We start from the raw sequence: 26133 nt of genomic DNA on the forward strand, positions 1-26133 counted from the left end.
CGGGAAAAAATTAAGATGGTTAACCTATTTTCCTAAACTTTATATTACTGTATTAAATTGAATTCTTTTTCATAAAATCAATGATTTCTGAGATATATCCAAAAGCAATAGCAACCACGGTATCAGCTGCACCGTAATATACTGTTACTTTATCTCCTTCCGTCAATGCTGCACAAGGGAAGACCACATTCGGCACATCACCTGTCAGTTCATACAATTCAGCCGGAGCCAACAGATAAGGCTTCGTTCTGTACAATACTTTGGTAGGATCTTCAAGATCAAGCAAAGCTGCTCCCATTGAATATCTGAATCCTCTGCAGGTATTGATCACTCCATGATAGAAAAGCAGCCATCCTTCTTCTGTTTTAATAGGAACCGGCCCGCCTCCGATCTTTGTACACTGCCATGCACTGTCTTCAAAAGGAGTTACTTTCATCACGCAACGGTGTTCTCCCCAGTACTTCATATCAGGGCTGTAGCTGATATAAATATCACCGAAGGGCGTATGCCCGTTATCACTAGGACGGCTCAACATAGCATATTTACCATTGATTTTTTCAGGGAAAAGAACTCCGTTTCTATTGAAGGGAAGAAAAGCATTTTCACACTGAAAAAATTCTTTAAAATCAAATGTATACCCAATTCCGATGGTAGGTCCGTTATATCCGTTGCACCAAGTGATCCAATAGCGGTCTTCTATAAAAGTAACACGTGGGTCATATTTGTAATCGGATTCAATCATATCGGTATTTCCTGCCTGCATTTCAATAGGATCATGATTAATATCCCAATTGATTCCATCTTTACTGAAACCAGCAAAAATATTCATCTGTACTGCCTTGTTATCACAACGGAATACTCCAGCGAAGCCATCTTCAAAAGGAATCACCGCACTGTTGAATATACTGTTGGATGTTGGTATCGCGTATCTGTTAATGATCGGGTTTTCGGAAAACCTCCACATGATATCATTGCAACCTTCCGGGCGATCCTGCCAAGGGATCATTACTGATTGAGCTGTCATAAAGTATTTTTTACTTTTTATTTTAAATTATTACTAACTGATTTGTTGTTCTTTTTGATTTTCTAAATAAGGGAAAGGGACGAATAAAGTCACCAAAAATGCAGGAATTGTAGCAACCAGGACCCAGATAAAGAACATTTTATATCCAATCCAGTCACTGATCATTCCACTGAACATTCCGGGAATCATCACTCCAAGGTTCATAATGCCTGTGGCAAATGCGTAATGGGCCGTTTTGTGTTTTCCGGGAGCAATCTGCTGCATCATGTATAACATTAATCCTACAAAGCCAAATCCATAGCCGAAATATTCTACTACCACGGCAATTCCTACCGGTAAAAGGTCAGCTGGCTGATAGTGAGCCAACAATGCATAAACCACAAACGGAATATTGAATGCACAGCACAGCCATATCAAAGATTTTTTCAATCCACGGGCTGAGATAAAATACCCTGCCAGTACGGATCCTAAAATAAATGCTGCAGAACCGTATGTTCCGTAAATAAGTCCGATATCTGAAGTGGATAGTCCTAATCCTCCTAATGTCCTTGGAGCTTTAAAAAATAATGGAGCTATTTTGATTGCAAATCCTTCTGCAAAACGGTACAGAATAATGAAGAGGATACACCATAAAATCTTCTTTTTGGTAAAGAAAGAGGTAATCACTTCTAACAATTCCTTACGAACATTTCCAGCAGTTTTCTCACCTTTATGTTCTTCTTTGTTTTCTTTAGGCAGAATCAGATAATGATAAATGCCCAGCACAAAAAATAATAATGCATAGATCACCATAATGATCATCCAGGCATGAGTAACGCCTTTTGTTTTTTCTAAAAATCCCGCAAAATAAACCAATGCTCCACTGCTGATAATCTTGGCCAGGTTGTAAAAAGCACCCTGCCAGCCAATATATTGCGCCTGTTCTTTATTGGTAAGAAAACCAATATAGGTTCCGTCTGCTACTACGTCATGCGTTGCACCACAAAATGCAACGACTGCAAAAAGAGCGATACTGTATTTGAAAAAGTCATTCAATGGCAGACTTAGTGCAATCAGAGCAAACAGAATTCCAATGGCAAACTGGGTAAAAACGACAAAGAATTTTTTTGTTTTATAGATTTCTAAAAAAGGACTCCAAAGAGGCTTTAATGTCCAGGAGAATAGGATAAGCGCTGTCCAGAATGTGATCTTCGAATCCGAAACTCCCATATCTTTATACATAATTCCTGAAACCGCATTAATGGTTACAAAGGGAACACCCATTGCAAAGTATAGTGTGGAAATCCAGAGAATTGGCTGAATCCGACGGGTTCCGGAGTTGTTTTTTCCCATATTGAAAATAAAATTCTAAATAAAAGAGAGCATCTCAAAAGTTCATCCAGGCTAAAAACGAAACTATAAATTTTTTGGAGATTTTACTCTCCTGCCTTAATGAACAGATCAAATAAAAATCTGATTTTGAGATGCCTCTTTATTAATGAGTGATTCTGAATATTTTTTATTTCTTATCCCACCATAGCTTAGTGCCTCCGGTATCCGGTCCGTTAAGCATTTGGGAAGCTTGCTGATAATTGTACAATGAAGTTTTGGTATCAACAGTAAAAGGAATTCTTCTGATCATTCCTTCTGTACTGATTGCCCCGCCACTATCATTTTTTCTTACTTTGAAAAGAATAGGATATCCTGTTCTTCTCTGCTCAGCCCATGCTTCCGGTCCGTTTGGATACAGGGAAAGCCATTTTTGGGTAATAATTCTTTCTAATTTTCTTTCGTTGGTATCTCCATTATTCCATGCAATAGTAATGGTACTAAGCTCAGGATTTCCTAAAGCGACGTTATTATCTGCATTTTTCGGATCCACATAAGGAGCTTCTGTAGAAGTAGTATCAGCAAGATAAGCAGTGACATTAGCACTTTTCCCCCATTCCCCGAAAGACTGTTGAACTCCGGTAGTATAGTTGGCTTGAATATCTCCTGCTCCTGCGTACCCTCTCAAAGCAGCTTCCGCTTTCAGGAACCAGGTTTCTGCCGCGGTGAATAATTTCATTTTACCATCAGTACCAGAGAAATAATCTCCGGTTGCAGATTTTGCCTGCGGCTGTGAGAATCCTCCGTACGTTGTTTTACCATTTAACAAATCAATTCCCTGACGTATTCCTATATATTTCCCCTGAAGACCTGGATCAGATGCCGGAATAGCATATGCCGGAAGTCTCGGGTCGTTATATCCGTTCATATAAGCCATCAAAGGTGCTCCAATTAAACAGTCTCCCCATGAATAAATGATAAAGCTTAATTCTGACTGCCCTACGCTGATTAAAGCATTATCTGCATTATCAGTAATCAATCCTGCAGATGAAGCTAATGCTTCTTCTGCATATTGTTTTGATTTTACAGGATCAGCATAGCTCATTCTCATGGCTAATCTCAACTTTAGTGAATTAGCCAATTTTGCCCATTGTGCCATATTTCCGCCGTACACCAAGTCAGCTCTTTTCAATGCTGCTTTATCACCTTCATTTCCGGTAGCAGGCATACTCTGCACTTTTTGCAAATCCGTAATAGCCACAGTAAGGTCATTGATAAAGTTTTGATAGGCTTGTTGCTGAGAATCAAAATCGGTTACCCCGTTTGCATTGGGGGTTTCATATTTACTGTATACTACCGGACCGTGATTGTCTGATACTCTTGCTGCTGTGATTATCTTTAAGATCTTTTTAACGGCAAATGTTCCTGTAAAGTCTATTCCCGGATAGAAGTTTTTAGCAGCATTATCGATGATGATAGAATAATTGAAAATATCCTGCTGTCTTGCGATAATCCTGTTATTCCACCCATCCATCATAAAATAGGTCATATTGTTCTTGCCACCATTAAACTGGCTTGCAGTACTGAACATCCCACTGAACATATCCGCACTTAGATTGGGATACAGCTGGTAATCTGACTGAAGACCTCTTTGCAGGGATTTTAAAGGATTAACAACCGCGTTGTAATCCGCATACATGTTTTCAGGATTCCCTAGCTTTTCCTGATTATACTGATCTAGATCACCGCATCCAGAAGCAGTCATCAAGACTACTGCGCCGAATACCAGTGTTTTAATATTATTGAATTTCATTTTCTTAAAATTAGAAGTTAGCCTTTAATGATAGTCCGATTGATCGGGTAACCGGTAATCCGAATGAATCTACCCCAACCCCACCGGGTGTATTTCCTGATACTTGCTCCGGATCAAATGGTGCTTTTTTATAGAAGAAAAACAAATTGGTTCCCACTAAGCTTACCGTTGCATTTCTCATATATTTTGATTGGATATCAAAGCTGTATGAAATGGATGCCTGACGTAAGCGTACAGTTGTTGCACTGTACAAATAAGCCTCATCAATTCCTGTCCCGATACCACCGGCACCACCTGTTCTTTTATAATATGCTTTTGCATCAGTAACTCCATTATAAGCCTGTCCTGCCAAAGGTGTCCCCGGAGCATATACTGCGTTTGGAATGGATACTCCGCCAGCATCCCTTGCATCAGCAGTCGCCTGGCTTACTCCATATAAATCGTTTGCTTTTTCGGTAAGAGACAATACTTTTCCTCCAAATTTACCATCGATAAGGAAAGATATTCCCAGTTTCCCAATATTAAAAGAGTTATTAAAGCCTATAATAAACTTAGGGTTTGGATTACCCAAATATTGAGGATCACCTGTAGTACCTAATGGAACTCCATTTTCATCTACCAAAACACGTCCCTGATCATCTCTTTTGAATTTAACTCCATAAAGATCTCCAAAAGATCCTCCCAATCTCAGTTTTGTAAAATCTCCACCACCAGTTAATGAGAAAAGCTGGTTTTCTGATATTGGCAGGCTTGATGGAAATAATTCAACAATTGTATTTTTGTTTGCTGAAGCATTTACTGTAGTTGTCCAGCCAAATTTTTCTGTACCGAAAACTTTGTATGATAAAGACGCTTCAAAACCTGTATTGCGTATTTTACCCGCATTAATATAGTATGAACCTGATGGAATTCCTCCAAAATTAGAGCCTATAGTAGTCTCCAACAGCTGATTGCTGGCATTAGAATTATAATAGGTAAGATCAAAATTTAATCTGTTGCTAAACATTCTCAACTCAGTTCCTGCTTCAAAAGTTTTATTCAGTTCCGGACGAGGAATAAGGTCTGGTCGGCTGGTTACAAATGAACTTTTCGGATATACAATAGTTCCTGCATCTACTCCATAAGAATACGCGTTATAATAGGCAACCATTGCATTAGAAATATTGGCTGGCAATCCTAACCCTACAGTTGCATAAGAACCTCTTACTTTCCAGAAATTAATCACTTCCGGAAGTTTAAAAATAGAAGATAAGATTGCATTTGCTCCTACAGACTCATAATCAAACCCGCTTCTTCCTGTTAATGCCAAAGTAGAATCCCAGTCATTTCTAAAGGTCATATCTACATAAAACATATTCTTATAGCCTACTGAAGCACTTGCAAAGACCGAACGCACCTGCTTTTTCAGGTTCCAGTAGATATTATGATATCCATCTCCCGGGCTTCGGTCAACATTCCATTGAAGGTTGTTTATTGCAAACAAATTAGGATTGGACAAATAAGCATTATCAATCTGTGTTACTTTATTACTTGTGGTATTCACACTTCCTCCAACGGTAAAGTCTAAAGAAATCGATTCGCTTAATTTTGGGCTACCAATTAATAAAACATCCCCATAAGTAGACGAATTTTCATATACGTTTTTAAGGATTCTTCCATTTTGTCCTCCTGCTAATAAACTTGGTGCTGAATAAGCTGAAATATCACGCTGACTGTCTGAACTGTTCCAGCTATAATTACCCCTTACTCGTGCAGTTAACCATGGATTAATCTCATAAGACAATGAAACAGCGCTGTATGCATTTTTATTTTTAACCGTTACTGCGTTTCTGTTTAAAATCCAATATGGGTTTTGCGTTTCCGGGTTTCCTTTGAAACCTCCGTCAGGCTTTACTTCCCACCAGTTTTGTGCAGGTAAAAGTCTTTTTTTATCTATGAAAGAATAGTTATCCGGTCCATATTGATCGAAATCTACCCCTCTCGGCAGCCAGTATAAACTTGCTAAAGGAGAGAAAGATGCCCCCGGAGTCTGTCTGTTTTTACTATCTTGTAAGGAACCAATGAAGTTTGCATCCAATGTCAGTTTATCATCAAGAAACTTGCTTGAATTTCTGAATGATACATTATACTGATCAAAATAAGACATAGGAATAACCCCTTTATTGGTTGTATTTCCAACGGAAAAATAGTTGGTTGATTTTTCATTTCCTGACTGGAAAGAAAGACTGTTTACCCATGTTGTTCCGGTTTGCAGAAAATCTTTAAGGTAGTCCTTCGAGCTTCCTTTTGCTCCCCAGCTCTCAATATTATTTCCAGGAGATTGAGTAGGATCGGATGGATCATAAGATAAATAACTATGTTGCAGTTTGGGTAGACTATAAGCTCTTTCTACTGTTAAGCTCGAGCTATAAGAGATAGAACTCTTACCTATTTTCCCTTTTCTTGTGGTAATCAAAATAGCTCCGTTTCCACCTGCAGAACCATATAATGCTGATGCCGACGCTCCCTTAAGGAAGTTGATACTCTCAATATCATCAGGATTGATGGAACTCAGTACATCTCCCGGATCCGGCATATTGGAATATTGGCTTATATCTGCAGATTTTCCTGTTCCATTGATGATAGGAATTCCATCGACTACATACAAGGGCTGGCTGTTTGATACAGACTTATTCCCTCTCATAATAACCCTTACGGAGCTTCCTACACCATTGGTTCTGTTGATCTGTACATTGGAAACTTTTCCATTGATCGAATTTAATAGATTGGGAGTTTTCACTTCAGTAAGCTCATCTCCACCAATCTGCTGACTGGAATACGTCAAAGAGCGGGCCTGCCTTTTTATCCCCAAAGAGGTGACTACGACCTCCTCAATACTGTTTGTCTTCGTAGTGTCGGCCGATTTTTTCTCCTGTGCATTCGCAGAAATTGAAAAAACGAACAGAACAGGTATAACTGCTTTTCTCATAAGGTTTAGATTCGTTAGATTTAATTGAGAATCAATCACATCACTTTATTTTTCAATACAAAAAAAATTATTGTTTTTTCAGCAAAATTTTAACGTTTATGTATTAAATTATTTAAAGTTTTGTTAAGATTTAATTCACATTCACAAATCTAAATTTTGTAACCAGTCTGATATAATACTATTTTATCATAAAACGATATTATTTTTTCAGTCTTTAAATTTAAAAGCCATTAAAGCACTAAATATCAACAAAATACAACACTTTCCAAACAATTGAAAAAAGGGGATTTATTCAGATATTTTGACAGAAAAAATGAATTTTTTTACTTAGAAATCGACTTAAGATTTATCGTAAAAAAGAGTAAAAAGTGAATTTCAGAAAGGTATTATTCTATCTTTTTAACTCCTTTAAACTGTTCTTTAAATTCTGTGGGAGTTGTCTTTTTGATTGACTTAAATACCTTATTGAAGTTGGCAATATTATTGAAGCCGGCCTCAAAAGCAATTTCAAAAACAGTAAGATTCTTTTCCATCAGCCAGCGTGCAGCATAGCTGATCCGTATTTCGTTAAGATAATTGATGAATGTTTTCCCTGTTCTTTTTTTAATAAATCGATTGAATGTCACATTGCTCATATTCACCATTGAAGCCACATTATCCAGCGTAATTTTATTCTCAAAATTTTTATGGACAAAATCATGGATGATCTTCATTTTATCATTATCTGCAAAAGATTCAAGCTCTATGCTATACGATGACAAAAGGGTCTTATTTTCCGCAACGGCAAGTTCATTCAAAATTTTCATAATTTCTATAAAAGACTCAAAACTGTTCATTTTTGACAGATTTAGAAACGAATCTTTTAGTTTTTCGGCCGTCTCCGTTGAGAATAGAATTCCTCTGATGGAATCTTTCATCAGGTTATTAATGGGCTTCAGAATGTTTTTTTCCATCAGTGACTGGTGAAAGAAATCCTGATTGAACTGTATGGTAATTTCGTGGGTTTTCCTGTTTTTACATCTGTAATTGGCCCAGCAATGCGGCAGATTGGGACCTACCAATACCAGTTCTATATTCCCTATCTCTCCCGTGTGATCACCTATCATCCTGCGATAGCCTTTTCCTTTGTACACAAAATTGATTTCTATTTCCGGATGATAATGGTATGGAAAATCAAATGATGCTTTGATCCTGTCAAACACCAGAAAACTGTCCTCAGGAGATAGTGGAGTTATTTCTCTAAGAATATTTTCTAGTTCGCTCATACAGGCTGTTTTGGAAAAAGGTTAATAATATGGGGTTGCAGTACAAATATTTGTAAAAATGATAAAATAAAATCAATGTAAAAACATAATTACGATTTATTTTATTACCATTCTGTATGCCGGCATCAGAAACTGGGGTTTCGGATAATTTAATACGGCTCAAACCCTGCTTTTTTGTATCTTTAAACTAAAGTTAAAATATGTCGCAACCGCTTATTTTTGAAGATCACTATAAAAGACTTGGACTGGAAATTTTTTCGGAAGAAACTCTGAGTAGCTTCAACGGAAATCGGTTCAGAACAGATATCAAAGTATTTTTCATTCCTGCAGGGTATGAACTTACTGTTGATTTTCATGAATATAAAACAAAGAAACCTTCTCTGTTTTTTTTGACCAATCAACATCTGAATATAGAAAAAGGAAAAGAAGAATTTATCCTCCTTTTCTACAACAGGGATTTCTATTGCATCCAGATCCATGATAAAGAAGTGGCTTGTGACGGGCTTCTCTTTCATAATGTATTTGAAATTCCTTTCGTGGAGCTTGATGATTCTGAAACTGCTCTTATAAAAGGATTATTCCTGAACATTCAGGATGAACTTGAATGGAAAGATTCGTCTGCGGAGGAAATGATCAGAACGTATGTAAAACAGATCATCATACGTGCTACCCGGAAATGGAAAAAGCAGAATTTAGACAATGACACGCTCAAAATACCGGGTAGTGAGCTGGATATTTTCAGAGATTTCAGCAGATACCTGGAAATTCATTTCAGAGAAAAACACAATGTTGCAGATTATGCAGAACTTCTTCATATCGCTCCAAAAACTTTAACGCATAAATTTAAAAATCTAAATATCGATTCACCCAATCAGCTTATCATCAACAGAATTTTATTAGAAGCTAAAAGATTATTGTTCTATACAGATAAGCCTGTGAAAGAAATTTCCTATGATCTGGGGTATGAAGATCCGGCTTATTTTAACAGACTTTTTACCAATAAAACAGGAAGCACTCCTTCAAATTTTAAAAAAAATTACTCCTCGGGAAAAAAGTACAATATTTAAGTCTTTTTATCTATTGAATCAGACTAACTACCACTCTATCTTTGTATCATCAAAATCAAACAATATTAAAAACAAAAAAACAAAACATTATGAGACGTAACGCAACAGCCGTTTGGAACGGAACTATCAAAGAAGGAAAAGGGCACCTAACTACTCAAAGTACAACTTTAAATGAAACTCAATATTCTTTCAACAGCCGTTTTGCGGATGGTGTTGGGACAAACCCTGAAGAATTACTGGCAGCAGCTCACGCTGGATGTTTCACCATGAAACTGGACGCAGAACTTTCACAAGCCGGATACAATCCTGAAGAGTTAAAAACAACTTCTGTAATCACTCTTGATCCTAATATTGGAAAGATTACAAAATCTGAACTGACTTTAACCGCTAAAGTTCCGGGAATATCAGAAGAAGAATTCCAGAAATTTGCCAAAATCGCTGAAGAAGGATGTCCTGTAAGTGCAGCATTCAATTTTGAAATTACATTGAATGCTACTTTAGAAAATTAAAAATCTTAATTTCAATATCAATAGGAACGGGCTTTAGCCCGTTTTTTATTTTAAAAAAAATTCGATTGGCTTTAGCCAAAACTTAAAGCCACAAAATAGATGCATCAAGTAAATCCTCAAACAAATATACCGAATGGTATATTTTTGTATATTTGCATATAATTAAGCATTTAAATGTCGAAGGCAGAAAAAACAAAACAGCACATCATTGAGAAAACAGCCACTCTTTTTAATACGAAGGGCTATATTTCTACTTCATTATCTGACATTACTCAGGCAACAGGACTGACGAAAGGCAGTATCTATGGAAATTTTGAAAACAAAGATGAAGTCGCTATCGAGGTTTATAAATACAATGCCGGATTATTGGGTAAAACACTCAGTCGCTCTTTTAGTGATGAGTTCCCTACTTCCCTGGATAAGCTGCGTGCTTTTGTAGATTTTTACCGGAAAAACTGGAAGTTTGTGTTCTCAAACGGAGGCTGCCCTATAATGAATGCAGCAACGGAAGCTGACGACTCTTTCCCAGCTTTAAAAAACCAGGTTAAAAAGTCTTTTGAACAATGGATGTCAAAGATATCGGCCGCTATTATTGAAGGACAAAAGAAAGGTGAAATTAATAAAAAGGTAAATGCTGAGCAATTCGCATCCCTATTCATCATGCTTATTGAAGGCGGAATTCTACTTTCAAAAACGATGGGTGACCAAAGTTTTCTAAACCACGCTTTAGATAAAATCACCAGCATGATTGATCATGAACTCAATATTCTTCCATCATAAATTATATAATATGGAAACAAAAAAAGTGGCTATTGTAGGATACAACAGAATTCCTTTTGCCAGAATGAATACCGCTTATTCAGAGCAGGGAAACCAGGATCTTTTACTTGCTTCTCTGAATGGGCTGATAGACCGTTATCATCTCAAAGGAAAAAGACTTGGAGAAGTGGCCGGCGGAGCAGTTATCAAACACATTTCCGAAAGTAACCTCATCAGGGAAACCGTGATGAATACGACACTAGACCCTGCTACTCCTGCCTGTGATCTTCAACAGGCCTGCGATACAGGAATTGAAGCCGCTATTTACATTGGGAATAAAATAGCTTTAGGGCAAATTGAAAGTGGTATCGCATGCGGGGTAGAAGCCATGAGCAACATTCCGTTTGAGTCTTCTCCAAGATTAAGAAAAGCCCTTTTAAAGGCCAATAAAGAAAAATCAGCATTTGGAAAATTAAAACAGCTGTTAAGCCCAAAACTAAAAGACTGGATGCCCATTCCTTATAAAGGACAGGAGCCCAAAACGGGCCTTGTAATGGGTGAACACACAGAAATTACCGCAAAATATTACAATATTCCCAGACAGGAACAGGATGAACTGGCTTTAAAAAGTCATCAGAATATGGCAAAAGCGTATGATGAAGGATTCTTTGATGATATGATCACTCCTGCTTTTGGCTTAGATAAAGATAATAATCTAAGACGTGACAGCAGCATTGAAAAGCTTTCACAGCTGAAACCAGCTTTTGATAAACAAAATGGAACTTTAACAGCAGGTAACTCAACACCATTTACAGATGGAGCTTCAGCCGTTTTATTGGCCAGTGAAGAATGGGCAAAAGCTAATAATTTACCTATTTTAGCGTATATCACTTTTTCAGAATTGGCAGGAATAGAATATGTTGAAAATAAACAAGATTTACTTCTTGCTCCGGTATTTGCGGCAGAAAGAATGCTGAAAAAAGCAGACATGAGTCTGTCAGAATTTGATTACTATGAAATTCATGAGGCATTTGCAGCACAGGTTTTAGCCACCATAAAAATCTGGGAAAATGATGAACTTGCTAAAAAGTTCGGATTGGAAAAAGCCCTTGGAACGATTGACAGGAGCAAATTGAATGTAAGGGGAGGAAGCCTTGCTGCTGCTCATCCTTTTGCTGCAACAGGGGGAAGAATTATTGCAACCTTAGCCAAATTACTTCATGAAAAAGGCAGCGGAAAAGGTTTTATATCCATCTGCGCAGCCCGTGGACAGGGAATAACCATGATTTTAGAAAAATAAAAATTGAAAGTATGGATAGATTAGCACAATTAAAACAATTCATCGGAAAAGAATTTGACCAGTCACCATCTCCTTTTATGAAATGGCTCAATCCCATCGTTATTTCTGTAGAAGAAGGACAATTGGCATTTCAATATATAGTAAGACCGGAATGGCTGAATCCTATAGGAAATCTTCACGGTGGAGTTACAGCGGCTATTGTAGATGATATCATTGGAGCCACGATGTTTTCTTTAAATGAAAATTCTTTCATCACTACTATAAATAATGTCATTGATTATTTTTCAACTGCAAAAGAAAATGATAATATTGTAGCTGAAACTAAAATCATTAAAAGAGGTAAGCAATTTGTAAATGCACAATGCGAAATATGGAATGCAGACAAAACACGCTTAATCGCAAGAGGAACCTCTAATTTATTCAAAATCAATAACTAAGTATGAAAAGAGTTGTCATTACAGGTCTTGGCGCTTTGACGCCTTTGGGAAATAATGTCGAAGAATTTTGGCAAAATAGTATCAATGGAGTGAGTGGTGCTAATATAATCACCCATTTCGACACAGAAAAATTTAAAGTACATTTCGCTTGTGAGGTTAAAAATTTTGATCCAAAACTCCATTTAACACACAACGAAATCAAAAGAAGTGATTTATTTTCACAATATGCAATGTACTCCACCGCGGAGGCATTAAAAGATTCCGGGCTAGAGCTGGAAAATATGGATCCATTTGATGTAGGTGTTATCTGGGGAACAGGACAAGGTGGAATGTGGACTTTCGAAAGTGAGGTCATGAATTTTGCAGCCGGTGACGGAACTCCAAGATTCAATCCTTTCTTTGTACCGAAATTCATTGCGAACATGGCATCGGGAATGATCTCTATGAAATATGGTCTTCAGGGTATCAACTATACAACAGTTTCTGCATGTGCAACCGGAAATACGGCATTGATGGATGCATTCAATTATATTCGTCTGGGAAAAGCAAAGGTGATTGTCAGCGGAGGTTCTGAAGCAGCAATCTCTCCAGCTTCTATCGGTGGCTTTTCCATTATGAAAGCGATGTCTACAAGAAATGACGATTTTGCTACAGCCAGTCGTCCTTACGATGCAGAAAGAGACGGTTTTGTAATGGGTGAAGGTTCCGGAACTTTGATTCTGGAAGAATATGAACATGCTAAAGCAAGAGGAGCAAAAATCTACGCAGAATTAGTAGGCGCTGCAATGACAGCCGATGCTTATCACATGACAGCACCTCATCCTGATGGCGTTGGAGCTATCAAAGCAATGCAATTAGCCCTTAATGAGGCAGGAATTAACGTAGATGATATTGATTATATTAATCCACATGCTACCTCTACTCCACTTGGAGATCTGGTTGAACTGAATGGTATCAATAAATTATTTAAAGGAAGTAAAAACCTTGACATCAGTGCCACAAAATCCATGACAGGTCATTTACTAGGAGCAGCAGGTGCTGTTGAAGCAATTCTTTCTATCAAAGCCATTCAAAACGGGATTATTCCACCAACGATTAATCTTCATTCTATTGATGAGAATATTCCACAGGATATCAATATTGTATTTGGAGAGGCGAAGGAAAAAGATATTACGTATGCTTTAAGTAATGCCTTTGGTTTTGGAGGTCATAACGCGACTTTAATTTTCAAGAAGTTCAGCTAATCCTGAAATCAAAATAAATTGTAATCCTTGTGTTTTTTGCACAAGGATTTTTTATGTATAAAACTTTTTGTAAGTTAGTTCCATTACAAAATATTTTATGAAGAAACTTCTCTATGCATTATTGATTCTCATTTCAAATTTTATTTATTCTCAGAATAATTTTGAAATTGATCTCAGTTCAGATTCATACATTAGTGACAGCCTCATGTTGGGTGCTCCAATGACGAGAAACGGATTTGGAGATCTTTATACATTCAAAATACAAACGAATGATAATATTTCTGATTTTGGTAAAAAGATCAAGATAGCTCATTCAATTTATTATTTTAAAATTCAAAAGAAAAATATTGTCAATGGTTTTATAGAATATCCTCAACCTGTAGCGTTTGGCTATATAGGAAAGAAAGGAGAGCCCATTTATAATACAAAAATATTTTTCTTAGAAAAAGGAAAATATAAAATTGATTTACCTCAACACATTAACAATCTAGAACTTAATATAGATTCACCGGCCAATAAAGAATATAAGGCTTTACAAAGATCATTGGAACAGTTTTATATAAAATCAAAAAGTCCTCACCATCGTGACAGTTTGATCAACATGAACAAGAAACAGGAATTTTTAGGAGAATATATCAGGAAAAAACCAAATTCATATGTCGCATTATGGGAGATTGTGAATGATTATACTCTTGAGGATTATCACCCTGCTTATTTGAAAAACTTAAATTTATTTTCAGCAAAATTTAAACAAAACAAATTATACAAAGGTGTTGAAGCTCGTTTAAAAGCAGAACAATCTACATCCATCGGACAAAAAATACCTGATATTTATTTTGACAAGCAGAATAAATTGACTTCGGAAGACTTTAAGAAATATAAATTAACCTTTATTGACTATTGGTCAACCACATGCGCTCCCTGTATAAAAAGTATGCCTGAAATTGTGAAGCTGTATCATGAATATAAAGATCAAAATGTAAATTTCATCACGATCACAGACGAGCAAAAACCCAATAGAATGGAGATTGCAAAGAATATTTTAAAGAAAAACAATGCCAACTGGATGAATTTCTTTGATGCCAACAAAGACTTCCAAAAGAAAGTGAATGCTACAAGCTATCCCCTTCACTTTATCATCGATGAAAACGGAAAAATAATTGCCCGAATCAGCAATAGTATTGAGGAAGCCAGAACTGTTATTAAAAAGTATTTAGAATAATTTCTTCAAAAGGAAAAGCAGCCAAAACTGACTGCTTCAAAACATAACGATTCTATATATTCTCTCAGAAAGAGATTTCTAGTAAAAATTATTGGGCATCAGGGATAAAAAAGTCATTGGCATCTTCCGAAATCGGGATGTAAAGCCTCTCCCATTCTTTACTTTTCACCATATCCCAGCTGTGTCCGGTTCCTTTAATATCTTCCGCAAGAAGAACAACTCCCGGCTTAATCATAAAAGTAGAACCATCCGTTACTTTAAACTTAATATTACCTTTGATGGTAATTACATATTGTCTTCTGGGTGCAGGATGAGCATTTTTCTCCCATTCTTCGGTTTTATTACTCATCCAGAAAGTGGTTGTATTCATGTGCTTAAGGGTTGGAATTTTTCCTTTCTCAAAAGAACATGATCCATCAGGATTATTAATTAATCTTATGGCTGGAATAAACTCTGTGGAAATTTCCGGAGTTACACTCACATTTTTGTGGTTTTTATGCTGTGCATTCATAAATCCTACAGTACTTACTACTAAAACAAGGCTAAGGCCTTTCATGAAATTTTTCATTATAAATTTAATTCTTTATTTTTAATTATATACAGTATCATAAACCAACATTCTGTCAAAGAATGGTTTATACTTTTGAACCAGTGCCAGATGCTCGGGAAGTTTTCCGTACGCTTCCAGTTCTTCCAGGCTCTCAAATTCCATAGAGGCATTATAGGTAAATGTGCTGTCTAAAACACTTCTCGGGCTGGATGCTGCCGGTTTTCCGTAACGGAGATTTTTCTGATAAGGAAGCTTTTTAAGACCTTCGAAAAAATTCTCAAATTCTTTTACTTCTGACGCAGAGATATCTTTTCTCAGCCAGAACAATAAATAATGGAAGTACACTTTTTTCTTTTTTAAAGGGTTAAACATGGGTAAAGCAGAGGCAAACATATTTCCCGAAACCAGAAGCAGGGCAGAAGCCTGAACGGATCGGAATAAAAATTTTCTTCTTTCCATAGTATCTTATTTTAGTTAAAATCGATTCTGTATTTAAGGACAAACTGCCATTTTCTGTCAGAGACTATGGCATTATTGGAAGGCTCATTGGCATAAACAGGTCTGTTCTGTGCATCAAAGGTTAGCCTGGAAGACATCCCGTTCATCAGAAGAGAGATTCCAGCGTCATAAATCACCGCATTATCATGAAGCCCTTTCAGATCGGAAATCTGCATTCCGACAGCGGGCTGTAACTGAAGGTTTTTCTTTTCTTTATTCAAATAAGGAAGAGTTCCTCCCAATTGTACATAATAGGTATTCCCGGTTCCGATGACAGGCATTGCATTCCCTGCACCATTAAGACTGGCCTGGGCAACATCCACAGAAGTCGCAGGGTTGTTGGTTCCTACATATCGGATATAGTTCGGGCCATAGTCATTGTGCATTGCCATCCCATAAGCACTTATTGATGTTCCTTTTTCTTTATTGAGCGGAGCATCATAGAATAAGTCTACTGCAAAACTCTTCATATCATCATTCACTGTATTCTTCCCGGCATCCAGATGCCATAGTGCATTGTGGATATAATCAAAACCAGCCCCCAGACTCAATACATTTTTCTTCCCGACATATGTTCCCGAGTTAAAAGGAGTTGAGATATTTTCTTTATCTAAAAAAGCATATCTGAAATACCCGGAAAAGTCTTTCCCAGGAGAGTTTTTACTGAAAGAGGCTACATTAAATTTCGGATCTGCTGTCGTCATCGTATAAGGATCTGCTACTACAAGACGGTAATCAAATTTTCCCAGCTGACCTTTAATATAGGCACTTAGCTCTCTCACTGTATAATCTGTAGCTCCTGCATTGGAAGTAGCATAAGCCGGAAGGTCATATAACAGCGTATTCAAAGGTCCCGTTGTAAACCTTGAAAGCCCCCGCCAAGTAGAACGACCAGCCCCAAAGGCTATTTTGTCATTAAAGGAATATTCAGCATAGGCATCCAGCAAATCAAAATAATTACTTCCTTTAGCATTTACATTCACGTTGGTGGTTCCTCCCTGTAATACAAACATTAGTTTTTCAGTAGGTTTATAAGTCATTTTCACACGAACTCTTCGGAGGGAAAGGTCAGACAGATCAGATTTTGCCTCGTTATTAACAAGGCTTCCCGGATTCAGCTGGGTATATCTGGCCCACAGTTCCGCATATCCACTCAAGGAAATATATCGTGAATGTTCATCATTGAAATAATGGGTCAATCCCGGGTTATTAAAATCATTTTTCTTCTGAGCTTCCAATTTTCCCATGATTCCCAACAGGGAAAATAAAGCAAGTCCGGTTCTGAAAGAGGTAGTCTTCATATTTTTCTATTCTTATCTTTTTGTTGATTTCAACGGGACAAAATTAGATCGGGAAAGCCGGGACTGGTATTAGAAATCTATTAGAAACCTTATAGAAAACTATTAAAAAGGTTAATCTTTTCTGATAAAAGAAAAATATGAAATACCTTTGTACAAGGCTTTGAGGTCATCTGATAATCAATCTTTTGAAAACAAAATCAGAGTTGAAAATTCAAGCCTTTATCCCATTAGTATTTTCTTATGAAAGTTTTAATTATAGAAGATAATTCACGCGTTTCAAGCCTTTTAAAGAGAGGGTTGGAAAGTCAGGAATATCAGGTTTATATTTCCGAAGATGCGGAGGATGCTATTGTCATGTTGAATAAAATTACATTCGATCTGGCCATTACAGACATTATGCTTCCCAAAATGAGTGGGATAGATCTTTGCAAAATGATCAAACAGAAATACCCTGATCTGCCGATTATTATGCTGACTGCTTTGGGAACAATTGATGAGAAAATTGAAGGATTTGATGCCGGAGCAGATGATTATATGGTAAAACCTTTTGAAATCAGGGAACTGTATGTCAGAATAAAAGCTATTTTACAGCGAAGATCAATCAAAAATAAAGAAGCATATCTGACAGATTTAGCCTATCATGAGCTGAAGATTGATAAGAAAATCAACAGGGTATTCAGAAACGGAAAAGAAATAGAACTCACTCCCAAAGAATTTAAGCTTTTAGTATTCCTGGTAAGCAATGCCGAAAGAATTCTGACCCGTGAAGAGATTGCAGAAAATGTCTGGGGAAATCATTTTGACACCGGAACCAATTATATTGATGTTTACATCGCCTATCTGCGAAAAAAGATTGATAAAGATTTTGAACAGAAGCTTATCCATACCAAACCGGGCGTAGGGTTTATTTTCGCCTCACAGTTATGAAAATAGCTACCAGAACAGCATTAATATATGCTATACTTACAGCAGGTATTCTTTTTTTGTTTGCCTATGTTCTTTATTTCGTATCCGAAAAAAACAGGGAAGATGAGTTTAATGACCGCCTTGGATATAAAGTCATCTGGCGTTCTGAATTTATTTTCGATGCCAGAATCAGTGATGAAAAGATCCGAGAGCTTCATCAACGCAATCAAAAACTGCTGAATGAGGCCGATATTAGTGTTTATAACAGTAATAAAGAACTGACATTCACCGATATTCCCCCTTCAAAAAGCAATGAAAAGTATCTGAATAAAATGATCACATTGAATAAAAGTAAAATATTCTGGCAACAAGGGGACCGTCAGTATACTGCCATTCAATTTGAATCAGGTGGAGAGAAGTTCTACATCATAGGAAGTGCAGAAGATGTAACCGGGAAAGCTCATATTGCAGAGTTTAAAAAAGATATCATCATCATTTATATCAGCTGTATCGTCATTATTTTTATCATCGGGTTTCTTTTTTCCTATTATACTTTAAAGCCATTAAAAGACATCATCCTTCAGATCCGTGACATTTCAGAACACAACCTGAATAAACGTCTTGATATTCCCAAAGCAAAAGATGAAATTTATGAACTGACAGAAACCTTCAATTCTACATTTAACAGGCTGGAGAAATCTTTTAACAACCATAAACAGTTTGTCACCACCATCTCCCATGAGTTCCGTACTCCGCTTTCTACTTTAATTGCTGAGCTTGAACTGGCAAAAGAGCTTAATGTAACCTTAGAAGATTATAAACTTTCTATAGACAATGCTTTACAGGATGCTAATGATGCTTCGGAACTTTCGTCAGCTCTTTTAGATTTTGCGCGGGCCAGTTATGATGTATCCCAGATCAGTCTTTCTAATCTACGTCTGGATGAAATTCTGGCAGAAGCCAAACTTGCTCTGATCCAGAAAAATACCCATTACAAAATCGGGATCAATTATGTGGGGAATACAGATGATGAGGACGAAAATAATTATGATTTTCATGGAAATCCATATCTGCTGCAGGTTGCTTTTTCAAACCTTTTGGAAAACGCCTGTAAATATTCCGGAGACAAAAGCTGCCATGTAGAGATTGAAACCAATTCTCACCATATAAAAATCCGGTTTATTGACCATGGTATTGGGATTTCGGAACAAGATCTTTCAAAAATTTTCGAGCTGTTCTTCCGGGGTTCTAATAAAAATTTTGAAAAAGGAAATGGGATTGGTCTTTCTATTGTCAAAAGAATTGTAGAAATTCACCAGGGAATGCTTTACGTAGATTCTGAGGTTTCAAAAGGAAGCCTATTTACAATCGTATTTCCTGTCAAAAAATAAAAGAAAAAGAGCAGTCAAGTCTGACTGCTCTTTTTATCTTTATGCTTTCAACCATTCTGAGGAAGAAAGATAATTCTGATCGGGGTAATAGATGAACAGACAATTTTTACCTTTAATTGTGTTGACAATTGGCTGTATCAAATCTCTTGGTACGGCAGGGCATCCCCAGCTTCTTCCGATTCTTTTGTGCATTGCAGCGAATGCATCACTTACATAGTCTGCACCGTGCATTACAATTGCTCTTCTGTAAGCCGCATCATTAAAACCTTTATCCATTCCCAATAGTTTCAGAGAATATCCGTTGTCTCCCTGATAAGTTGCATCGGTGATATAAAATCCTAAGCTGCTCTGCAACGAACTTTCCCTGTTAGAAAAATTCGTCGCAAATTCTTCGCCTGTATTTTTACCGTGGGCAACCAATGAGTTGAACAGAACTTTTTTGTCTTCAAGATCAATAATCCAAAGTCTTTTGGTATTGGAAGACATAGAAAAATCGCAGATCGTTAATAAATGCGAGTCCTGAGTAAGCAATCCTGCTTTCTTTAAGTTTTCATATCCTGTCAATGCTTTTGAGAACACTTCATAATTAAGTTCATGCTCCGGGTCAAATGCTATTGATTGGTACAGTACTTCTGATGCAGATACGGCTGTTGTACCCTTCTCAGATTTCGTTTCAGCAACTTTTTCAGTTTTCGTTGTTTTGACATTCTCACTTTTCGCCGCCACTCTTGGGGAAATGTAGAATGAAGTCGTCACCATGTAAACAAGGCCTAATACGCTATAAAATCCTTTCATTCAATACTATATAAATCCAAATTAGTGGGGCAAAATTATAAAAACATAATTACCAAGGGGTTATAACTCTAAAAAGTTTAACGCTATTTAAGAAATTTTAACGTCCTGATTCTGTGAATTAAAGCACTTATTTTTGAAAACCAGAGAAAATTTCAGGGTTCATACATTCGTTCCATTTTCCAATAAAAGTATCTATCGAAAAAGTCATACACCTGCCTGATTATAGATCTCTTCCACTCTTTTCCAATAGTTCTTGTTCATTGGTTCATAGAGGCAGTAAATACATTTGATTGCAAAAATATCCAGTTGATTTCTGGATTCCAGCCAGTTCATAATATTTTTAACTAATCTCTTTTCTTCAAATCCAGCCCATTCTCCCGCCGGATCCAGCAGATTGGAGAAGAGAACAGGGAAAACTTCGTACTGATCTATTTTTTTAATATTCTCAAGGCTAAAAGGACTTTCAAGGAAAATCCGGGTCATATACTGCAAATCCGATTCCTGAAGTTCTGTATCCAGGTATAAGTCAGAAAGCGCATACCAGACTTCCTTCCTTTCATCCAAAAATTCGAGTTCGTTCATATAATATTTACTTCTGAGAATCGGAAACAAATTCCAGGCTCACAGAATTCATACAGTATCTCAGCCCTGTAGGCTTGGGACCATCATCAAAAACATGCCCCAGATGGGAATCACATCTTTTGCAAAGCACTTCTACTCTATCCATTCCATAGGACTGATCTCTTACATAATAGACTCCTTCTTTATCGGCCTCAAAGAAACTCGGCCAGCCACAGCTGCTGGAAAATTTTGAGGTGGAACGGAAAAGGTGATGTCCACACACCGCACAATAATAGTCACCCACTTCATCAAACTCGTTATATTTTCCTGTAAAAGCTCTTTCTGTTGCAGCTTCTCTGGCGATTGCATACAAGTCCGGAGCAAGAATTTTTTTCCATTCTTCATTGGAAATAGTAAGTTTTGCAGTATCGGTTCTGGAATAGTATGGATTGTTTTTTGCTTCTGTATTTTCCATAGGAGAGTTTTTAATGGGTTGATATTTCTGCGTACAAGCCTGCAGAAAAAATAATAAGGTGATTGAAACTAAAAATTTCATCGTAAATTTTATTCTTTAACCATAAAATTTTTTGTGGTGTAAAAGCTTTTATTAAGATTAAACGGTTTCATAACCAAATTTAGTAAATTTGAGAATATGAATGACGAAGCAAAAAGAAAACAGCTCAGAAAATATAAAGCATTTGCCACAGGATTATTTGTCCTGATGGCTATTATTTTCATCGTTACCACTATTGTACAGAAGTCTACCCCCTCTCATTGGATTGGCTATGTGCGGGCTTTTGCCGAAGCTGCGATGGTAGGTGCGCTGGCTGACTGGTTTGCTGTAACCGCATTATTCCGCCATCCTCTTGGGCTTCCTATTCCTCACACCAACCTGATTGAAAACAGCAAACAGAGATTGGGAGACAATCTGGGCAGTTTTGTGGTGGGTAACTTCCTTTCTCCTCAGAATATACGCCCTTATATTCAAAAGCTTAAAGTTTCAAACTTTGTCGGAGAATGGCTGGGTAAAGAAAAGAGCCAGGAGATTTTGATTAAAAATCTTTCAGATATTGTTCTTGATATTCTTAATAAACTTGATGATTCTACCGTAAGCCAATTTATCAGCAAAAAGGTTTCTGAAATGACGGATGATATTAAGCTTAATAAAGTCGTAGGAAACGGAATCGGCTATATTCTGGAAAAAAATGACCACCAGAGAATTATCACCAACCTTTCCAAACAGATCAAAGAATACATCATTGAAAACGACGAAATGATCAAAGACCGTGTAAAAAAAGGCAGTTACACGTTCATTCCATCTTTTGTAGATAACAAAATCGCAGATAAAATTGCAGACGGACTTGCTGATTTTTTCAAAGAAATAGAAGAAGATCTCCAGCATGGAGTAAGAGGGCTAATTACTCAGAAAATCCATGAATTTGCTGTTGATCTGAAAGAAGATCCGAAGTGGGATGACGAGTTTAAAACCATCAAAAACGGACTTCTCCGAAATGATAAACTTGATGAATATTCTAATGACATCTGGGTTTCTATCAAAAAAACACTCATGAAAGAACTGCAGGAAGAGCATTCCGCATTGAAAAGCTATCTTTCTAAAAATCTGAATGAGTTTGCACAAAACTTAAAGACCGACGAAAGTCTTCAAAACAAAATTGACCACTGGGTTCGGGTAACGGCTTATAAATACATTCTTAAAAACACCCATCAGTTCGGGAACCTCATCAGCACTACTGTTGGGAATTGGCAGGGAAAAGAACTTAGCGAAAAACTGGAACTGGAAGTAGGAAAAGATCTACAGTTTATCCGGGTAAACGGAACGCTGGTTGGAGGTCTGGTCGGACTAATCATCTATACCATATCCCATTTCTTTATCTGAAAAAACTAAAACTAATGATACCCCAACCATGAAAAAAATTTTTACCGTATTCTTTTTCTTATCCCTCACATTTTTTCTCTGCCAAAAAGTTGAATTGAAGAAAGTAACAGATTCTTCGCAGATTTTCAAAGGAGAAATCGCAGGAGTTCCTATTACCATGCAGCTTCATTTCGCAGTAATTGCAGATTGCAGTCTCTATCAGTATTTTGTAGATGGATGGTATTATTACGATAAATATCAGAAGAAAATTCCGCTAACGGGGGTTTATGATTATGGTAAACTCTCATTGTATAACTTTGGTGCTAAGCAGAAAATAAATTCCAAAATATTTAAAGAAAAGATCACATCACCAAAAGCGGTAGAAAAAACAAATGAAACAGCACAGTTATTGGCTCCCAAAGAATATATTACCTTTAACCAGGACGAAGCTAAAGAAAATACAATTCAGGGAAATATTGATCTGGATAAAAAAACTCACCCAGCCAGACTTTTTACCGGTAATGATATGATTTACCGCTACAACAATTATCTGATCTTACCCAATAATAAAAAGATCAATACATTCGACTTTATCAATCAATATGGAGGAAATGAGCTGGTCTCCTATACATCGGGGGAAAATAAGAACCGGGTTTTGCTGTATTTTGAACATTCCTCAAATCTTAATGCGTGTGGAAGATGTGGGGCTAGTGAAGGTGAAAAAGGCTATCGGGTTCTTTATTTTACAAAAGACTGGAATTATAAAAACTATGAGGAATTCCTAATAGAAAGTTGTCTGGAGAACATCTATGACGTTACCAAAACGAAATCCAAAGACAGGCAAACAATACGATATAAAATAGGTAAATCTGACACTACTCCTGCCCATACCCTTACCGTAGACCTTAAGAATGCATCAGTTGTAAAGTCAAAATAAAAAAGAGGCTGTCTTAAAAGTGTCATTCTGAACACAGACTGAAAGTTTGCGAACGTAGTTCAGAAATGTAGTGAAGAATCTCATGTATTTGGTTATTAATGAGATTCTTCCTTCGTCAGAATGACAAAAGCCAAATTATTTGACTTTTGAGACAATCTATTTTTATTTTTATCTTGGTAATCTGCTTACTCTTTTCAGAAGCTCCTGATTGATCTCGTTGATCAGTTGTGGCCCTTCATAAATAAATCCTGTATAAAGCTGGATTAAACTGGCGCCTGCATCTAATTTCTCTATAGCATCTTTTGCAGAATGTATTCCTCCTACTCCAATGATTGGGAAAGCTCTGTTGCTTTTATCGGAAATATATCTGATCATTTTTGTACTTCTCTCACGGATAGGCTTTCCGCTTAGTCCGCCATTTCCTATTTGTTCCAAAACTTCCGGAGAAGTCTTCAAACCCTCTCTGTTGACGGAGGTATTGGAAACTACGATACCATCGATCTTTGTTTCTGCAATCAAATCAACAATTTCGTCCAGTTGATTGTTATTAAGATCCGGAGCTATTTTCAGTAATATAGGCTTCTGTACAGATTTTGACTGATTGATCTTCTTCACTTCTGTAATCAGCTCTCTCAGATATTCCACATCTTCAAGTTTAGCGTGGCTTCCTACATTCGGGCAGCTTACATTCAGTACAAAGTAGTCTACATGAGGATGAAGACCTTCAAAACAGTCCAGATAGTCCTGGGTATAATTTTCCGGGCTTGTATCTGTATTTTTTCCGATGTTTCCACCGATGATGATCTTTCCTTTGTTGGATTTCAGTTTTTCAATAGCCGCTTCAAGACCGTCGTTGTTGAACCCCATTCTGTTGATAATTCCCCCGTCTTCTATTAAACGGAACAGCCTTTTCTTAGGATTTCCTGCCTGGGCTCTAGGGGTTACGGTTCCAATTTCTACAAATCCAAAACCAAGATCACCCAATTCATTGAACAAAACTGCATTTTTATCAAAACCGGCAGCCAGTCCTACAGGATTCTTAAATTTCAATCCGAAAACTTCTCTTTCAAGACGTTTATCTTCAATAGGTTTTGGGAAAAATAATTGGGTAAGAAATCCAAAATTCTTAAGCATCGAAAAAGTAAAGTGATGAACTTCTTCGGGATCAAATTTGAAAAGAATTGGACGAATGAGCGATTTGTACATTGAAAAAAAGTTTTACAAAATTACTCATTTTAAAATTAATGCCAGATTGATGTATGATATTTTATCAAAATGTCTGATCTATAGTATCTATAAGTTGGAAAACAACTATATATTCTATAAATCAGAGAGATTTTTTAACGCTATGATTGCAAAGAAATATCACCATCCTGAAAACATTTTGGTTCGCAAGGGTGTTTCACTAAGCGAAGTATACGCTATCAGTCTTTGCTGAACGAAGTGCTCTTGCGATCGGAAATAAAAGTTATTTATCAATAAACTTTGCGAGCATTGTGTTAAAACAATAGGTACAGAGAAATACCTCCATTATCTCTTAAATGGGTAGAATAATTGGAAAATATTACCTTGTCAAGGTGGACCAGGTGAAGAATCGTTTGGTTTAAATTAAGAATACGAACTCAAATCGAAATTTAAAATATTCCCTACCCTTTTGAACTCTTCATTTACTGTAGCATTCAGTGTTATTTTTTCGTTGGTAATGGGATGATTAAAGACCAATTGATGGGCGTGAAGCATCAGTTTGCTCATATCAAAAGTTTCCAGCCACAGTTTATTTTGTTTATTACAGCCGTAAGGACGACATCCCAAAATAGGGTGTAAGATATGTTTAAAATGCTTTCTCAGCTGATGCATTCTGCCCGTTTCCGGTATGGCTTCTACCAGGCAGTACCGCGAAGTCTGATGTTTTCCAAAAGCTAAATCTATTTCCGAAGTCTGCAAACGGTGATAATAAGTAATGGCATTTTGCTGGGTTCCATCCTCATTGACTAAATCATAATCAATTGTTTCTTCTTCTTTTGCCCAACCCCGAAGAATGACTAAGTATTTTTTTTCAACTTGCCGTGTTGCAAATCGATCGTTCATTACTCTCAATGTATCTTTATCTAAAGTAAACAGCAAAACACCCGAAGTTTTCCGGTCTAAACGATGCGCAGGATAAACATACTGTCCGATCTGATCTCTTAATTCCTGAATAGCATAGGTATCGGCTTCTCCTGCATAATAAGATTTATGAACCAATAATCCACTGGGTTTATTAATGGCAATAAGATGTTCGTCGCGATAAAGAATTTCTAACATGGGGCAAAAGTAGAAATTTTCAACCGATTTAGCCCTGATTGAGCGGTATGTTTGAGCTCTTTTCTGAGTTTTGGGGGGGGCTCCGCCGCCGCCAAAAC

General features: G+C 36.9%; 24 protein-coding genes. 11 read left to right on the forward strand and 13 right to left on the reverse strand.

Features of this window, described 5'->3' with window-relative positions; all coding sequences use genetic code 11:
• Window positions 1-52: 52 nt before the first annotated feature.
• The 5 genes from AC07UM_RS11370 to AC07UM_RS11390 form a co-directional block, all read right to left on the reverse strand.
• Entirely contained in the window at window positions 53-1024 is a 972-nt protein-coding gene (locus AC07UM_RS11370; protein WP_047376309.1) for a glycoside hydrolase family 130 protein, read from the reverse strand.
• Between the two features lie 33 nt (window positions 1025-1057).
• The gene (locus tag AC07UM_RS11375; protein WP_494683396.1) at window positions 1058-2356 is read right to left on the reverse strand and encodes an MFS transporter; all 1299 of its coding nucleotides are present in this window, start codon (window positions 2354-2356) and stop codon (window positions 1058-1060) included.
• Between the two features lie 166 nt (window positions 2357-2522).
• Window positions 2523-4145: a SusD/RagB family nutrient-binding outer membrane lipoprotein gene (locus tag AC07UM_RS11380; RefSeq protein WP_494683395.1), complete on the reverse strand. Its 1623-nt coding sequence runs from the start codon at window positions 4143-4145 to the stop codon at window positions 2523-2525.
• A 10-nt stretch (window positions 4146-4155) separates the two neighbouring features.
• Window positions 4156-7113, reverse strand: coding sequence for a SusC/RagA family TonB-linked outer membrane protein (locus AC07UM_RS11385; protein ID WP_494683394.1), 2958 nt, complete (start codon window positions 7111-7113; stop codon window positions 4156-4158).
• A gap of 386 nt (window positions 7114-7499) precedes the next feature.
• Complete coding sequence (locus tag AC07UM_RS11390; protein ID WP_494683393.1) at window positions 7500-8378, reverse strand: AraC family transcriptional regulator; 879 nt, start codon at window positions 8376-8378, stop codon at window positions 7500-7502.
• A 200-nt stretch (window positions 8379-8578) separates the two neighbouring features.
• Here AC07UM_RS11390 and AC07UM_RS11395 point away from each other — a divergent pair, with 200 nt between their 5' ends.
• The 7 genes from AC07UM_RS11395 to AC07UM_RS11425 all read left to right on the forward strand — a co-directional run bounded on the left by AC07UM_RS11395 (window position 8579) and on the right by AC07UM_RS11425 (window position 14916).
• Window positions 8579-9445 (forward strand): helix-turn-helix domain-containing protein, encoded by an 867-nt coding sequence (locus AC07UM_RS11395; protein WP_494683392.1) that lies wholly within the window; start codon window positions 8579-8581, stop codon window positions 9443-9445.
• An 89-nt stretch (window positions 9446-9534) separates the two neighbouring features.
• The gene (locus AC07UM_RS11400) at window positions 9535-9954 is read left to right on the forward strand and encodes an OsmC family protein (RefSeq protein WP_103231137.1); all 420 of its coding nucleotides are present in this window, start codon (window positions 9535-9537) and stop codon (window positions 9952-9954) included.
• A gap of 174 nt (window positions 9955-10128) precedes the next feature.
• Window positions 10129-10734 (forward strand): TetR/AcrR family transcriptional regulator, encoded by a 606-nt coding sequence (locus AC07UM_RS11405; RefSeq protein ID WP_494683391.1) that lies wholly within the window; start codon window positions 10129-10131, stop codon window positions 10732-10734.
• Window positions 10735-10744: 10 nt separating this feature from the next.
• Window positions 10745-12013, forward strand: coding sequence for an acetyl-CoA C-acetyltransferase (locus AC07UM_RS11410; protein ID WP_494683390.1), 1269 nt, complete (start codon window positions 10745-10747; stop codon window positions 12011-12013).
• Window positions 12014-12024: 11 nt separating this feature from the next.
• Window positions 12025-12450, forward strand: coding sequence for a PaaI family thioesterase (locus tag AC07UM_RS11415; protein ID WP_494683389.1), 426 nt, complete (start codon window positions 12025-12027; stop codon window positions 12448-12450).
• Between the two features lie 2 nt (window positions 12451-12452).
• Window positions 12453-13694, forward strand: coding sequence for a beta-ketoacyl-ACP synthase II (gene fabF / locus AC07UM_RS11420; RefSeq protein ID WP_494683388.1), 1242 nt, complete (start codon window positions 12453-12455; stop codon window positions 13692-13694).
• 97 nt (window positions 13695-13791) lie between these two features.
• Window positions 13792-14916 (forward strand): TlpA family protein disulfide reductase, encoded by a 1125-nt coding sequence (locus AC07UM_RS11425; RefSeq protein WP_494683387.1) that lies wholly within the window; start codon window positions 13792-13794, stop codon window positions 14914-14916.
• A gap of 88 nt (window positions 14917-15004) precedes the next feature.
• On the opposite strand, the gene AC07UM_RS11430 is transcribed toward AC07UM_RS11425, so the two are convergent.
• Genes AC07UM_RS11430 through AC07UM_RS11440 form a run of 3 tightly spaced genes read right to left on the reverse strand, consistent with a single transcriptional unit; the run spans window position 15005 to window position 17265 of the window.
• On the reverse strand, window positions 15005-15484 hold the full coding sequence (locus AC07UM_RS11430) for a cupin domain-containing protein (protein WP_494683386.1): 480 nt from the start codon (window positions 15482-15484) through the stop codon (window positions 15005-15007).
• Between the two features lie 21 nt (window positions 15485-15505).
• Window positions 15506-15925 (reverse strand): Dabb family protein, encoded by a 420-nt coding sequence (locus AC07UM_RS11435; RefSeq protein WP_103231124.1) that lies wholly within the window; start codon window positions 15923-15925, stop codon window positions 15506-15508.
• 11 nt (window positions 15926-15936) lie between these two features.
• Complete coding sequence (locus AC07UM_RS11440) at window positions 15937-17265, reverse strand: hypothetical protein (RefSeq protein ID WP_494683385.1); 1329 nt, start codon at window positions 17263-17265, stop codon at window positions 15937-15939.
• A gap of 240 nt (window positions 17266-17505) precedes the next feature.
• Here AC07UM_RS11440 and AC07UM_RS11445 point away from each other — a divergent pair, with 240 nt between their 5' ends.
• Together AC07UM_RS11445 and AC07UM_RS11450 are read left to right on the forward strand one after the other, a co-directional pair.
• Entirely contained in the window at window positions 17506-18192 is a 687-nt protein-coding gene (locus AC07UM_RS11445; RefSeq protein ID WP_103231126.1) for a response regulator transcription factor, read from the forward strand.
• Window positions 18189-19562 carry a HAMP domain-containing sensor histidine kinase gene (locus tag AC07UM_RS11450; protein ID WP_494683384.1) on the forward strand — a complete coding sequence of 458 codons (1374 nt, stop codon included), beginning with the start codon at window positions 18189-18191 and terminating at the stop codon, window positions 19560-19562. The genes AC07UM_RS11445 and AC07UM_RS11450 overlap by 4 nt, the downstream gene beginning before the upstream one ends.
• A 39-nt stretch (window positions 19563-19601) precedes the next feature.
• Here the strand turns inward: AC07UM_RS11450 and AC07UM_RS11455 are convergent, their stop codons facing one another.
• From AC07UM_RS11455 to msrB, 3 genes are all read right to left on the reverse strand, one after another.
• Window positions 19602-20357 (reverse strand): murein L,D-transpeptidase catalytic domain family protein, encoded by a 756-nt coding sequence (locus tag AC07UM_RS11455; RefSeq protein WP_494683383.1) that lies wholly within the window; start codon window positions 20355-20357, stop codon window positions 19602-19604.
• A 204-nt stretch (window positions 20358-20561) separates the two neighbouring features.
• Complete coding sequence (locus AC07UM_RS11460; protein ID WP_494683382.1) at window positions 20562-20939, reverse strand: DUF7079 family protein; 378 nt, start codon at window positions 20937-20939, stop codon at window positions 20562-20564.
• Between the two features lie 7 nt (window positions 20940-20946).
• On the reverse strand, window positions 20947-21474 hold the full coding sequence (gene msrB / locus AC07UM_RS11465; RefSeq protein WP_494683381.1) for a peptide-methionine (R)-S-oxide reductase MsrB: 528 nt from the start codon (window positions 21472-21474) through the stop codon (window positions 20947-20949).
• Between the two features lie 96 nt (window positions 21475-21570).
• Here msrB and AC07UM_RS11470 point away from each other — a divergent pair, with 96 nt between their 5' ends.
• Together AC07UM_RS11470 and AC07UM_RS11475 are read left to right on the forward strand one after the other, a co-directional pair.
• Complete coding sequence (locus AC07UM_RS11470; protein WP_494683380.1) at window positions 21571-22815, forward strand: DUF445 domain-containing protein; 1245 nt, start codon at window positions 21571-21573, stop codon at window positions 22813-22815.
• Between the two features lie 94 nt (window positions 22816-22909).
• Window positions 22910-23731 carry a hypothetical protein gene (locus tag AC07UM_RS11475; protein ID WP_494683379.1) on the forward strand — a complete coding sequence of 274 codons (822 nt, stop codon included), beginning with the start codon at window positions 22910-22912 and terminating at the stop codon, window positions 23729-23731.
• A 168-nt stretch (window positions 23732-23899) separates the two neighbouring features.
• On the opposite strand, the gene AC07UM_RS11480 is transcribed toward AC07UM_RS11475, so the two are convergent.
• A complete protein-coding gene (locus AC07UM_RS11480; protein WP_494683378.1) occupies window positions 23900-24937 on the reverse strand; it encodes a quinone-dependent dihydroorotate dehydrogenase in 1038 nt (345 codons plus the stop codon).
• 402 nt (window positions 24938-25339) lie between these two features.
• Window positions 25340-26035: a pseudouridine synthase gene (locus tag AC07UM_RS11485; protein ID WP_103231133.1), complete on the reverse strand. Its 696-nt coding sequence runs from the start codon at window positions 26033-26035 to the stop codon at window positions 25340-25342.
• Between the last annotated feature and the right edge of the window lie 98 nt (window positions 26036-26133).

The organism is Chryseobacterium sp. GW821-FHT04C04 (assembly GCF_059420365.1).